Annotated in this window: 12 protein-coding genes; 6 read left to right on the top strand and 6 right to left on the bottom strand. The window is 63.4% G+C overall.

Annotation, left to right across the window (positions count from 1 at the left end):
* Positions 1–104: 104 nt before the first annotated feature.
* The gene (locus V6K60_RS11440) at positions 105–566 is read right to left on the bottom strand and encodes an OsmC family protein (RefSeq protein ID WP_332450650.1); all 462 of its coding nucleotides are present in this window, start codon (positions 564–566) and stop codon (positions 105–107) included.
* Positions 567–710: 144 nt separating this feature from the next.
* Here V6K60_RS11440 and V6K60_RS11435 point away from each other — a divergent pair, with 144 nt between their 5' ends.
* Complete coding sequence (locus tag V6K60_RS11435; protein WP_332450675.1) at positions 711–977, top strand: AbrB/MazE/SpoVT family DNA-binding domain-containing protein; 267 nt, start codon at positions 711–713, stop codon at positions 975–977.
* Positions 971–1,219, top strand: a complete 249-nt coding sequence (locus V6K60_RS11430; RefSeq protein ID WP_332450649.1) for a type II toxin-antitoxin system RelE family toxin — start codon at positions 971–973, stop codon at positions 1,217–1,219. The genes V6K60_RS11435 and V6K60_RS11430 overlap by 7 nt, the downstream gene beginning before the upstream one ends.
* A 49-nt stretch (positions 1,220–1,268) precedes the next feature.
* Here V6K60_RS11430 and V6K60_RS11425 read toward each other — a convergent pair whose 3' ends face one another.
* The 4 genes from V6K60_RS11425 to V6K60_RS11410 form a co-directional block, all read right to left on the bottom strand.
* Entirely contained in the window at positions 1,269–3,038 is a 1,770-nt protein-coding gene (locus V6K60_RS11425) for a sensor histidine kinase (protein WP_332450648.1), read from the bottom strand.
* A complete protein-coding gene (locus V6K60_RS11420) occupies positions 3,035–4,084 on the bottom strand; it encodes a uroporphyrinogen decarboxylase family protein (protein WP_332450647.1) in 1,050 nt (349 codons plus the stop codon). Before V6K60_RS11420 ends, V6K60_RS11425 begins: the two co-directional genes overlap by 4 nt.
* The gene (locus V6K60_RS11415) at positions 4,081–4,746 is read right to left on the bottom strand and encodes a cobalamin B12-binding domain-containing protein (RefSeq protein ID WP_332450646.1); all 666 of its coding nucleotides are present in this window, start codon (positions 4,744–4,746) and stop codon (positions 4,081–4,083) included. The genes V6K60_RS11420 and V6K60_RS11415 overlap by 4 nt, the downstream gene beginning before the upstream one ends.
* An 81-nt stretch (positions 4,747–4,827) precedes the next feature.
* Positions 4,828–7,038 carry a PAS domain S-box protein gene (locus V6K60_RS11410; RefSeq protein ID WP_332450645.1) on the bottom strand — a complete coding sequence of 737 codons (2,211 nt, stop codon included), beginning with the start codon at positions 7,036–7,038 and terminating at the stop codon, positions 4,828–4,830.
* A gap of 556 nt (positions 7,039–7,594) precedes the next feature.
* On the opposite strand from V6K60_RS11410, the gene V6K60_RS11405 reads away from it, so the two are divergent.
* On the top strand, positions 7,595–9,097 hold the full coding sequence (locus V6K60_RS11405) for a TrkH family potassium uptake protein (protein WP_332450644.1): 1,503 nt from the start codon (positions 7,595–7,597) through the stop codon (positions 9,095–9,097).
* Between the two features lie 385 nt (positions 9,098–9,482).
* Positions 9,483–10,058, top strand: coding sequence for a DUF2179 domain-containing protein (locus V6K60_RS11400; RefSeq protein ID WP_332450643.1), 576 nt, complete (start codon positions 9,483–9,485; stop codon positions 10,056–10,058).
* Between the two features lie 474 nt (positions 10,059–10,532).
* Here the strand turns inward: V6K60_RS11400 and V6K60_RS11395 are convergent, their stop codons facing one another.
* Positions 10,533–10,964 (bottom strand): hypothetical protein, encoded by a 432-nt coding sequence (locus tag V6K60_RS11395; RefSeq protein ID WP_332450642.1) that lies wholly within the window; start codon positions 10,962–10,964, stop codon positions 10,533–10,535.
* Between the two features lie 322 nt (positions 10,965–11,286).
* Between V6K60_RS11395 and V6K60_RS11390 the strand changes: the two genes are divergently transcribed.
* Both V6K60_RS11390 and hisH read left to right on the top strand, forming a co-directional pair.
* Complete coding sequence (locus V6K60_RS11390) at positions 11,287–12,696, top strand: phosphoadenosine phosphosulfate reductase domain-containing protein (RefSeq protein WP_332450641.1); 1,410 nt, start codon at positions 11,287–11,289, stop codon at positions 12,694–12,696.
* Entirely contained in the window at positions 12,671–13,279 is a 609-nt protein-coding gene (gene hisH / locus V6K60_RS11385; protein ID WP_332450640.1) for an imidazole glycerol phosphate synthase subunit HisH, read from the top strand. The genes V6K60_RS11390 and hisH overlap by 26 nt, the downstream gene beginning before the upstream one ends.
* Positions 13,280–13,320: the final 41 nt, after the last annotated feature.

Below are 13,320 nucleotides of genomic sequence, written 5' to 3'. Positions count from 1 at the left end.
CCGCATCGGCGTCCTGCGGGCCGGTTTCGGGGTGGCCGATCGGCCGGAGCGGGTCATGCCGCGACTGGAGAAGTGAACGAAATGTGGCATGCCCCCCTCACGGCTCACCGCCCGACAACCCGGTGTTCGGCGGTCACTTCTCCGACCTCTGCAAACATCGCGGCGATCGGACAGAAGCGGGTTATCGTCTGATCGATGATCCCCGCAATCAGGTCGTCGTCGAGGTCGGCCTGGAGGGTGATCGTCAGGTGGACCCGGTCGAAGAGCGCGGGCATCGCCTCTCTCCGGGTCGCATGGATCGCGATGGTCATCCCGTCGGGGACGACCCCGTGGTCCGAGAGCGCCAGAAGGATCTTGATACCGACGCATCCCCCGAGCGAGGCGATGAGGTAGTCGATGGGATTGGGTGTCTGCCCGCCTCCGCCCAGGTGGCGGTGCGCCTCCATCCGAATGCTCTCCCCGGACGGGAGGACGGCGGAGAACCGCATCCTCCCATCGTGCGATACCGTCATATCGACCGGCTTGAACTCCATCCGGGACCTGTCCCAGGGGATCTCAGTCTCCATTATACCACTATTGAACCGTTCCCTCTTATTCTGTTGGGCCCTGATGTCTGGAGGATTACCGCTCATGGGCTCCTGAGGAGCATGTGGATGGCACCATGCAAAGGCTCATATCGGATAAAGTAAGATGCTTCTTACGTGAGCATCATGGATATTGGCATCACAAGACTCAGTTCAAAGGGGCAGATTGTCATTCCGGCATTCATGCGCAGGGGACTCGACGAGGGCACCCAACTGCTCATCATCAGGGATGGAGAGCGCTTCATCATAAAATCGCTTGACGAACTGGAACCGGATCTGAAAGAAGACATTCTCTTTGCAGATAGGACGGAGCGGGAGATTCAGGAATTTAAAAAGGGCGGATTCACCCGGAAGAGTGATGCTGATTTTATCCGCGATCTTGAATCATGGTGACCGTTGCCTACGGCGCGTCATTTGAGAGAACGATCAAGAAGATCCGTGACAGCAGCGTGAAGGACCGGGTGAAAAAGCAGATCATCAGGATCGTTCGTGATCCGCTGATCGGAAAACCGATGAGGTATGGCAGAAAGCAGACGAGGGAAGTATATATCCCGCCGTTCCGGTTATCATACTGCTATGATGAGTCGAGGGATCTCCTGATCTTTCTGGAACTGTACCATAAGGACGAACAGTGACGTTCTGCAAGATCACACTAATACGGGACGGCGAGGGAGAGAGCCGGCGTCACTCCACAAACCGGTACTCCCCCTCCGGGACGAAGATCTCGAACCGGGCGCCCTCACCCTCGACCCCGGTCTCCCGGATGGTGATGCCGGTGATCGCGAGGATCTCCCGGACAAGGAACAGCCCGAGTCCCGTGTTCTTGCCAAACCCCTTCCGGAAGATCTTCTCTTTCTCGGCAGCCGGGATGCCCGTGCCGTCGTCGGTGTAGACGATCACGAGGCCGCCGGGAGCCCCGGAGGAGGTGACGGATATCCGGGATATCTCCCCCCCGTGCCGGACCGAGTTCTCCATGAGGTTATAGAAGACCTTCCCGATCAGGGGGTCGGTATAGACCCGGAGTCCCGGGATACCGACCTCCACGCTGACCCCGGCGAGCGGGAGTTCCCCGGCCGTCTGCTGGATCAGGGCCCCGAGATCATGCCAATCCGCGTCATTCACGCCGATATCCTGGTAGAACCGGGTAAACTCGACCTGCCGCTGGATCGTCCTCGCGGCCTGCAGTTCGCTCTTAACATAGCGGATGAGCGTCGGGTCCGCCGGCAGGCGTCCTGCCTCGAGATCCATCTCCGTTATCTCCAGGTACCCGAGCAGCCCCGCCAGCTGGTTCAGGATATCGTGCCGGGTGATGGACGAGAGGGTGTTGAGTTTCTTGTTCGCCTCACGGAGCGCTTTCTCTACCCGCATCCGCTCCCCGATCTCCGCATCGCGCTCCGTCACGAGTTCCTGGACCTTCCGGTAGGTCCGGGCGTTACCAATGGCGAGCCCGCAGACCTCCGCCACGAACCGGCTGATGTCGAGGTACTCATCGATCCGCGACGGCACGGCGACCCCTTCGAGCAGGAGGAGCCCGAGGCAGGTCGATTTGTGCCTGACCTCTATCAGGAACCCGTCTTCTCCGTGCCGCCCGGGAGACCAACCCTCCTCCGTAAAGAACCTCCCCCCGTGCTCCGGGATATCATAGTAACAGGGCGGGCGGCTGACGATCCTGCCCGGCTTTCCCTCGTTGATCGGCGCATACGCGATCCGGGCAGGGGCGAAGAGGATGGTGAAGAGGTTGAGCATCTCCTCCACCACCGTCTCCTCCCTCTGGATCTCCGCAATTCTGCCAAGGATATCGATGGTCATCACGTAGTCGGCGGATCTCCGGTTCACCGCAGCGACGGCGTCCCGGGACAACCTTCTCTCGGCATCCAGGCGCCACTGGAGGTACTGGATCCCGATATACCGCCGGAGCGGCCCGATACCGGTAGAGATCCGCTCGGTGGGCACCCCGAACTTCTCGCCCAGGTCTGCAAGGAGCCGGGAACTCTCCGGGTCGACGCCGGTATCGACGAGCACGATCTTCCTGATCGAATCGAACAGGATAGCCTGTGCTGCTTCCCCCACAAACCCGCGGGCTGCGGCATGCTCCTCCCACCGCGAGAGCATGCCCGGAACGAGGATGAGCGCTCCCTCCCCGACATAGGCGTCGAAGAGGGGTTCCGGCAGGAGGACGCCTCGCAGGAGGTCGGGAACCAGCACCACGGGACCCGGTCCCGGCAGGGTCGGGGGCTCAACCGTGTCCCCGCACCTGATGATGCAGATCCGGTCGCATATCTCCTGCATCTTGCGGAACGGACCCTCGATCCCGTCGCCCCACCGCACTCGCCTCCCGCCGCAGCCGATATGAAACGTCCCCGTAACGAGATCCGGAAACTCCCCGGTGGCAACGATCGTCGCCATCTCGCGGGCCAGGTTCTTACAGCAGAGAACCCCGAACTTCTTTGTCATGGAGAGACCCAATCGAGCGGATAATTCCCCCACTTCCGCACCGCGGCGGAGATCGCGAAGAGGACGTCCTCGGGCACCTGCCAGGGGATCTCGCCGTGGTTATCCGAGAGGACGAACCCCCCGCCGGGCCCGGCGGCAGCGATCGCTCGCTTCACCTCCGCCTCCGCCTGTGCCGGGGTCCACCGGCGCATCTCGATGGCGTTGAGGTTCCCGATCACGGTGAGTCGTCCGGCACACCGCCGCTTCACCTCGGCGAGATCGTCGAGGGCGCTGACGCCGACACCGATGGTGCCGGTCCCGGCCAGGTCATCGATGACCGGGAGGGCCCGCGCCGAGGCGAGGCCGGTTGCGACCCCGCCCCGGATCCGGGCTATGGTCCGTTTTGCCACGACAAACCCGGTCCGCCGGTAGAGGTCCGTGGGCACCATATCCGGCGAGGCGAGGGGGTCGGCATACGAGATGGCGGCGGCGCCGGCTTCGAGCTGGGCATTTGCCCACCGGACGCAGAACTCTTCGTTCTTCGTCATCAGTCTCCGGAAGAGGTCCGGTTCTCCATACAGGAGCTCGATGTATGCATCAAACCCCAGCTGGAGGATGGGAAGGGAGAAGGGCGAGAGCACCGTCCCCATGATGGGCACGTCGCCACCGACCTCCTGCTTCAGCAGTTCGATGGTGCGGAGCCCGAAGAGAAGGCTCGGGCTCTCCTCGATGAGCGGCACTTCCAGGGACTCGATATCGCCGGGACTCCTGACCGGCGGCCGGCCGGCATTGGGTGGGCCGTCGTCCCGGAATATCGTCTCTCCTCCCCATGCCTCGATCTCGGATGAGGCGTAACAGAAGGAACTGACGCAGTCGCCGCCGAACTTCGCGAAGAGGCGCACCTGGCCCGCGGCCACGTACTCGGGCCGTGAGAAGTACTCGCGGATGGAGAGCCCGAGCTCCTTTGCCCCGTAGGTGGTGAAGAAGAGGAAGAGCGGGACGCGATCGGGCTCCTCGAACCCCATGGTCGCGGCCGTCCTCTCCGCCGACGTCATCTCCCGGGTCATGCGGCCTCCGTCATCGCCCGTACGGCCGCAAGGGTATCCGACGCAGAGTGGCCCACGGCATCGGCCCCGGACTCTCTCCAGAGGTCCGGATCGAACCTGAACGGGGCGCCCCCGACGATCACACGGGTCTCCGGCATCGCCTCTTTGATACGGGCGATCGCCTCCTTTGCCCTGAGCGCTGCAGGGAGCATCAGCGTGGATATGAGCAGGATCTCGACCAGGTCCCGGACCGTGCTCTCCACGAGCCCGTCGACCGTCACGCCCGACCCGTAATCGGTCACCTCATAGCCGCCCGCCCGGAGCAGGGCAAGGACGATCCGCTTCCCCAGGGTGTGATGGTCCTCAAGGACCGCTATCGCCATCTTCGGGTGAGGCATGCGGTCAGGGCTGCCCGCGGGGAGCATCGTATCGATCACATCCTCACAGACCCGCCCGCTCATGTAGATCTGCGAAAGAGCGACCCGCCCCTCCTCCCAGTCCTTCCCGATCTTCTCGAGGACCGGGACGACCAGCGTCTCGATGCAGGAGATCGGGGTGCTCGCGGCGCTGGACTCCCGTATGATCCTGCCCGCCCGCAGGACATCGACGCTCAGGAGTGCCTCTTCCAGGTCGCCGGTAGGAGAAGATGAGGATCCAGCCGGCTCCAGGTGATCCGGTCTCATATCGGCATATATTCGCGCTCTGCTGATAAAGCATTCGATACAGGATAGGGGCTGAAAGTGGGGAAATTCAAATATTCCGCCCTACGTCAACTCATGCTTCCGGAGGAACTCCCGGACCTGCCTCGACTCGATCCAGCCCTGATCGAGTTCCATGATGTAGCCGTTGATCCGCTCGACCTGCTCCCGGATCCTCCGGGCGGCTGTCCCGCTGTCGTCGAGCAGATCGGCCGTCCCGAGGATCACCTGGAGCGGCTGGCGGATGTGGTCCCCGAGGACCGCGAACTGCTCGATGTTTCGCTCGATCTGCTCGAAGACCTGTTGCCGAAGCTGTTCGTTCTGTTTCCGCTCGGTGATATCCCTGGCGACCACGTGGATCCCGACAACCGACCGTTCATAGACGATCGGTGACTCATTCAACTCGACGAAGACCGTAGACCCGTCTTTCCTGCGAAACTCGATCTCGAGTCCCTCGACAGGCTCGCCCGCGGCGATCTTCTTTCGCCCCTCAGACCATACGGGAAGCGACGTGGGGACGATGTAATCGCGGCACTTGTGGCCGATGAGCTCGTCAGGCGTATAGCCGAGGATCCGTATCACCGCCGGGGAGATGTAGGTGAACCCGCTGTCACGATAGCAGGTGTAGATCATATCGAAGCTCTGCTGCGTGATCTCCCGGAACTTCGCTTCGCTCCTCTGGAGGCACTCCATCGCCTCGAAACGTTCGATCGACCTTCCCAGGCGCCCGGCGACGGTATCGAGCAGCGACCGCTCCTCCCTGAGGAACGGCCCTTCGTCCTCCTCCGGTCTCTCGTGGAGGTAACAGACCTCCACGATACCAACCGTCTCCCCGGAGGCGACGATCGGCGCCGTCTGCCGCCAGGGCGTCTCGCGGAACCCCTCCGTCTCGAACTCGCGGCCGCGTATTGTGATCCTGACGACGAGATCCTCCGGGAACCGCCACCCGGAAGGGAGCGCCCGGGCTACTTCGGAGAGGATCTCGTCGAGCGAGGTTCCCGGCTGCTCAACGATGCGGGAGACCGCATATAGGGTCGAGAGTTCTTTTACCCGCTCGTTTAAGTCGTGTGTCCGCTTCCGCAGGGCATCCTCCCCCCGCTTCTTTCCGGTGATATCCCGGACGACGACCGCGACCCGGGTGACGGCACCCGACGCATCCCTGACCGGGTAGAGAACAGTGCTGTACCACCTTCCCTGCCGCGTCTCTTCGAACCGCATGGGTCCGCCCGAACCAGAGACCGCCTGCAGGCGTGACCGGTATACCCGGACCGCATCCTCGGGGAACACCTCGAGAACGTTCATGCCGATGAGGTCTTCCCGGCTCCGTGAAACCCGCCGGAGCAGCATATCGTTGGCGTCGATGAAGCGGCCGTCCATATCCACGAGAGCGATCATGTCCGGCGGGGCATTGAGGAGAGCGCGGGCGGTCGCCTCGCTCTCCCGGCGTGCATCCTCGGTGCGTCTTCGGTCGGTGATGTCATAGAGCTGCTCGACGACGAACGCCACCTCTCCATTGGGACCGAGGATCGGGCTTGAGCGGCACTCCAGGTACCGCCCGAGTTCGGGCACGAACTTCTCGACGACCTCTCGCTTTTTACTCGCGACCGCATGGGCCGTCGCACAGACCGCACAGGGCCCGGTCCGCCCGATGAGTTCGTAACACTTCCGTCCCGCGACCTCCTCCGGCGTCATCCCGAGCATCTCGTAGCCGGCACGGTTGTAGCGCAGGATCGTGTGGTCCGGGAGCTGGATACCAACGATATCGCCGAGACTCTCAAAGAGCCCCTCGAGCAGGACGTTCGTCTCCTCCATCTGCCGTCTGGCCTGCTCCTCCGCGGTGACGTCCTGCCAGACGACGACGGCGCCGGAGACACCGCCGTCCGTGATGACGGGCGAACCAGACACCCTGATGTGGCGATCCTCGCCCGTGCTCTCACGGAGCGTGTACCGAGAGGACTCGAACACCTCACCCCTGAGCGCCCGGTATACGGGAAGATTCCCGTGAGGGACAGGTCTGCCGTCGGGGGAGCGGATCGGGCCCTCCAATCCCGGGAGCGCCCGGGCGACCGGATCGTCCGGGTTCCCCGCGATCACCCTGCCGTCGGTGTCGTACACAAATCCCCACCTGCCGATAGCGGCAAGGAGCGCATCGCGCTCTATTTCGGCCCGTTTTGCCCGCACGGCAAGGTTCCGGTTCTCGGTGAGCAGGGCCTCGATGCCGTCTGCGAGCCTCTCGCGCAACCGGCGGTCAAGAGCAACATCAGTCCCCTGCAGCATCTCAAGAAGAGAGGCCGGCGACACGTTAGAAAGGTCCTCCACCTGACTTCCCCCTCCCGGGTGCCGCTCGAAGTTCACGCATCGCTCCCCTCCCACAGGGCAGGTATACCCCCGAAGCCGGAAGAGCGCCGACCTGAGGGCGCAGGCGTGACCTCAGGCAGGAGTACCCCGGCACGCCGATCGGTTCCAGGGAGTAGTCCGTCAGGTTCATCGGGCGGCCGGTGTACCACCGGCGGTTCTGCAGGCATGGGCGTGAGGGGCTGAAACATCATCGACTCCGGCGGGTAGATCGGTATAAATATAATTCTCATTCGATAAAAATGACGGGGCCGGGACCTTCACCCCCGGAGGTGACGGCCGGGACAGCCCGGTTGGCCGGCCCGGAAGGGACCCCGGCTGCCCCGGTGAGGCTCCGTGCCGGAGAAGGCTGCCGAAGCAGGCCCGGGAACACCGTCGGTCCGGGCACAGCCGAAGAGAGCACCAGCAACTACATAAGGAAGGGAGATACGTCCATCGTGCGGCCGCCGATCCCGTCGGACCGCATCGGGTGCATAACTTGGACCCTCAGAGAGATCGTCTCCTCCCGGGCAAAAGGGTGCTGCCGGCGGCAAACAGCCAGTTCGCGGTCATCGCTCCCGACCTCGGGCTCATATTCCTCTTCATCGCGCTGGTATCCTGCGCACCGTTCCTGGTAGGTCTCTGGTACGGTGAGACCGGGTACCTCCTCCCGATGGCCTCGGCACCGGCGGGGTTCGGTCTCCTCGGGGTCCTGCTTGCCGGCATCCCGAAGGCGGAGGGAGAGGCCCCCCTCTCCGTTGTACTCTCTGCAGTCGCCCTGGTATGGCTCGCCGCCGCCCTTATCGGTGCGCTCCCTTACACGCTCGGTCTCGGGCTCTCCTACACCGACAGCGTCTTTGAGGCGATGTCGGGATGGACCGGCACGGGGTTCTCCCTTCTCCCGTCGGTCGATACCACGCCGAGGATCCTCCTCTTCTGGCGGTCCCTGACCCAGTGGATGGGCGGACTCGGGATCGTCGCGTTCACCATCGCCCTCGCGGGCAGGTCGGGCCTGACCCGGTTCCGGCTCTACCGCGCGGAAGGGCGGTCCGAGACGTTCATGCCGAGCGTCGTGGCTACTGGCCTTGAGATGTGGCGGATATACCTGGTACTCACCGCCCTCGGCATCGGGCTCGTCCTCCTCTCGGGCATACCCCTCTGGGATGCCGCAAACATCGTCATGACGGCGATATCGACCGGCGGGTTTGCAGTGCATACGGCCGGTATCCTCTACTACAACAGCCCGCTCCTTGAGATGCTCGTCGTCCCGGTCATGATCGCCGGGGCCCTGCCGTTCAAACTCTACTTCCTCCTCTACTACAAAAGGACGTTCGGGTTCTTCACCGACCGGCAGGCGATCCTCCTCTTTGTGCTCATCCTTGCCGGGTGCGCCGTCATCACGTTCGACCTCGTGACCCTCTCCTCCCTCGCCCCCGCCGAGGCACTCCGGCAGGGTATCTTCATGACGGTGAGCGGCATCACCTGCACCGGGTTCCAGAACGCAGACCCCCGGAGCTGGTACGCTACGACGGTACTGGTCCTCACCGTGCTGATGCTGATCGGCGGGTCGGCGGGGAGCACCGCCGGCGGCATCAAACTCAGCAGGGTCATCCTCGGCCTTGAACTGCTCAGGTGGTGGCTCCGGCGGCTTCGCGCCGGCGGTCGGGCGATCACGGTGCTCCGGCACGACGGGCGGCCGATCCTCGAGCACCTCCCGGCGCACGAGATCTCAAAGAACATGCTCGTCATCGTGCTCTTCATCCTGGTGGTCGCGGTCGCCACCCTTCTCCTGCTCCACCTTGCGCCGCAGGACGGGTTCGACTCCGCCGACGTCGTCTTCGAGGTCGTCTCCGCCATATCCAACGTCGGGATCAGCACCGGGTTCGTGAACCCCGGCATGAACCCGGCGGCGAAGTGGCTCTTCATCCTGGTTATGTGGACTGGGAGGCTCGAGGTCGTGCCGGTCATCGCCCTGGTGGCCGGGGCGGGACGGAGGCTGTAGCCCGCGAAGGGGCCCCGCAGGCCCACGCACAGCAGAAGTACGAAGTGACGGTACTTGCGATCAGGCGTGGGGCGGAGACACTCGCCGTGCCGGACGGCGGGACGCTGATCGAAGCCGGGGAACGCTGCATCCTTCTCAACGTCCGGCGCAGAAACATAGAGGTATCTTCTCTCCTTCGCTGGAGACTGGAGGATTGCGGCGCCTGCCCCCGGCCGGAGAACAGGCCGGATAAACCGGTTCACTGGCCGCGGCATGGGTTTCAGATGCGCGCTCGCAGTACGAGGGAGGGAAAAACGTGCATTTCACCTTGAAATGCACGTGGATCCGGTGTTGTCGCCGGCTCGTGACTGGCCCCCTCATATACCTGCCGGGGCGATCTTCCCCTATGGACCTCCTCTCCGCCGGTGCCCTCATTCCGCTCCTCGTCTTCGGAGCACGGGTGATCGACGTCAGCCTTGAGACACTCAGGATCATACTCCTTGCCCGGGGTGGCCGTTTCATCGTCCCCGTCATCGCATTCATCGAGATCATCTTCTGGACAATCTCGCTCGGCCTCGTCGTCAATGACTTCACCAACCCGGTTTACCTGATCTCCTACGCGGCCGGCTTTGCTACCGGTAACTATGCCGGAATCTTCCTTGAGGAGAGGCTCGCTATGGGGATCTGCGTGCTCCGGGTGATCACCCCGGAAGAGGACCGCCCCCTCATCGACGCCATCAGGGCCACAGGCTATGGCGTCACGGTCGTTGCCGCAGAGGGACTCCACGGACCATGCACCATCTTGTATTCCGTAGTGCGACGGTGCGACCTCCACCCGATCACCCGGGTGATCGAGGAGATGAACCCACGCGCATTCTGTACCGTCGAGGACGTCAGGTCGACTATCCATGGAACCTTTCCCCGATCCGGTGACGAGACATGGTCAGGCATCTCCCGCCGGACGGTGCGGATCGGGAAGTGAGCGGGATCTCCAGCACCGGCCCGGACCTGCAGGACGCCATCCCACATTTTCTTCCCGGATGGAGAGCACCCGGGTTTCCGCTGAAACCAACAGACTGCGGCGGGAAGACGCCAGAATAGGAAGAATAGTGTACCGAGCCGGAGACCGGCCGGAAAAAGAGATGTGTGAAGGTGAGGAGGCTTAGTTCTTCTTAGCCTTGTCCTGCTTCTCCGCCTTCTTGTCCTGCTTCTTGTCCTGGGACTTGTTCTCCTTTGCCATAAATGACACACCTCCTTCCCGAGGTGGGATATTACTGATGTTAGCGATTCAGGATATATATTTTACGCTCGATCAGCCGGTTTCCCCTCAAATTATGGCAAATTTCGGCGATTTTAACCGCCGTGGGTCGCGTGGGAGATCGGGGATCGCGCCGGAGAGCCGGTCGAGCACGAGAACGGAAAAATTGAGTGAGAAAGGGGGCAGGAATGGGGCCTTTTATGCCCCACGCCCGGCACGGGAGAGCATGTAGAGCGCGATCAGGGAGAGCCCCCCGATCACCTCGACGCCCATCACGATTGCCACGGCCGGGACGGCCCCGGCGATCGAGAGGAACTCCGATACCGGGCCGAGCTCGACCGGTGTTCCCATGGGCGCCGATCCCGGCTCGGCAAGCCAGTCGTAGAAGAGCGCGGCACCGACCGCAAGCGTGACGGCCGCCATGACGACAAAGATGAGCAGCCCCAGGACCTCGGTCTTCCGTATCGGCCTTCCCGCAACCCGCGTCGGTGCCCATCGGGCATTCCGGTTCTCATGCGTTCGTCTCGTCGTATACGACGGGCCCGTCCTCTGAGAGGGGCTCGATCGTATCGGCATAGCGGGGAGGCCCGGTGCTCTTGCGTCTCGTGCGGCCAGCGGACGGGGGGTCATGGTGTCACCCGGTACATACGGCATCTTCTCCTTTCATCAGTGTAGAATCGCGAACCGACCGACGATCATACGGCGTGCATAATTCTACATGATTGACCATGACAATACTGTGAGGGGGTTGTATTTAATGGTATGCACCAAAAATCCTCCGCTCCATCCCGGAAATCGCCCCCAGGAAGAATATAAGCCCCGGTCCCCCCGTCTCCTTCGTCTCCGGGCACTGACGACCTCCCGAAAGAGAACTCCGTATTCCCGGGATTATAGCAGAAAATGTTTGGAATACACCAAGATTTTTATCCGTTTCTCCCCAACGGGTATGAGAATGCCTCGTCTCTACCTCGGAAAGATCCTGCTTCGCTGGTGTGACGCCTGCCATGCTCCCGTGCTCGCCGGGGTCTGCGCCTGCGGCGCCCCGACCCGCCCGGTAGCCGTCACGCCGCCGGGGGATGCACGGCCTGCGTTCCCCGACGACATCGATCGGATCAATCAGATATTCAGCGAGCACTTCGGAGCGCCGCTGATACCGGACGGCCATATCGCGCTCCTGAACAAAGTTCCTGCCGAGGACCGCATGGACGAGATCGTCCTCGGCGGCGCGGTCGTGGGCGCGGTCCGCTACATCCCCGAAGAGCGGCGCTGGGAACCCCTCCCGCGGCCGGGCGCTGCGGCGTACCTGCAACCGACGAAGCGCTACGTCGTCGTCGACGACGGCGCGATCCCTTCCATCCAGGGCAAGGGAGCAAGCCTCCTCGCACCGGGCCTCGTCTCGATCGACCCCGCCGTCCGCGAGGGCGACGAGGTCTTCATCCTGACAAGGGCCGGCGAGTGCATCGGCGTCGGGAGGGCAAAGGTCGACGCCGCCACCGCCGCGACGATGGAGCGGGGGCTTGTCGTCCGGACACGGAAGAACACCCCCTCGGTCCCGGTCCCCGGCGAGGCGACCTGGGAGGATGCGGTCCGGGCAAACGAGACGGCCCTCTCCGAGTACGAGGCCGCGAGCATCCGGTTCGTCCGGGACGTGGCGGAACAGAACCCACAGAGGCCGACGGTCTCCTACTCCGGCGGAAAAGACAGCCTCGCGACCCTGCTCGTCGTCTTGAAAGCGCTCGGCCCGGTGCCGCTCCTCTTTGCCGACACGGGGCTTGAGTTCCCGGAGACCTGCGAGAACGTGGATGCGGTGGCGGAGCGCTACGGCCTTACCGCCCTCTGGGTCTGCGACGAGGAGACGTTCTGGGCGGAGTTCGAGAAGAACGGCCCGCCGGCGGTCGATAACCGCTGGTGCTGCAAGGTCTGCAAGCTCCACCCCGTCGGCCGCCTGATCAGCGAGAACTGGGGGGAGTGCCTCTCGTTCATCGGGCAGCGGAAGTATGAGTCGGTGAAGCGGATGCAGAGCCGGCGGGTCTGGCGGAACTCCCACGTCCCGCAGCAACTCTCGGCGGCCCCCATCCAGCAGTGGACGGCGATGCACGTCTGGCTCTACATCTTCCGCGAGAAGGCTCCCTACAACAGCCTCTACGAGCGAGGGCTCGACCGGATCGGGTGTTTCATGTGCCCCTCAAGCGACCTTGCAACGTTTGAGATCATCAAGGAGTCCTGCCCCGACCTCTGGGAGATGTGGATCGGGAGACTCACCGGGTGGCAGGAGAGACAGGGCCTCTCCCGCGACTGGATCGAGCGCGGATTGTGGCGGAAACGGGGGGACGCGGATGAAGAAGAGGATAGTTATAATTGATTACGGCCTTGGCAACCTGCGGAGCGTCTTCCGCGGCCTTGAGCGGGCAGGAGCAGCACCGACGATCACCGCAGACCCGGAGACGATCGCCTCGGCCGACGGCATCGTCCTCCCCGGCGTGGGAGCGTTCCGCGAAGGGATGGAGATGCTCGGCGACCTCAAGGATACGGTTCTCGACCCCGCAAACGATACACCGCTCCTCGGCATCTGCCTCGGGATGCAGATGCTCATGGACTCGAGTGAGGAGCACGGCGTGCACCGGGGGCTCGGCCTCGTGCCGGGCGATGTGAAGCGGTTCATCCCGGCAGCCGGGGAGAAGGTCCCGCACATGGGGTGGAACACCATCAGGATCGAGCAGGATACCCCGCTCTTCGATGGGCTTCGTGAGGAGGAGTACGTCTACTTCGTCCACTCCTACTACGCGGCGGCCGCACCGGCCCACACCCTCACGAGCACCACCTACATCCACCCCTTCGCCTCTGCCGTCAAAAACGGGTCCACCTACGGGGTCCAGTTCCACCCCGAGAAGAGCGGCGCGGTCGGCCTGAAGATCCTTGAGAACTTCATCGAGCGTGTCTGCTGACCGCGTCAGCGTCCATGCCCTGCGGGATAAAAGAGTGAGCG

It is taken from the genome of Methanoculleus sp., assembly GCF_036677455.1.
Classification (GTDB): Archaea; Halobacteriota; Methanomicrobia; order Methanomicrobiales; family Methanoculleaceae; genus Methanoculleus.
Note: the sequence above shows the minus strand (reverse complement) of the source record. Positions and strands in the feature narration are given on the sequence as shown.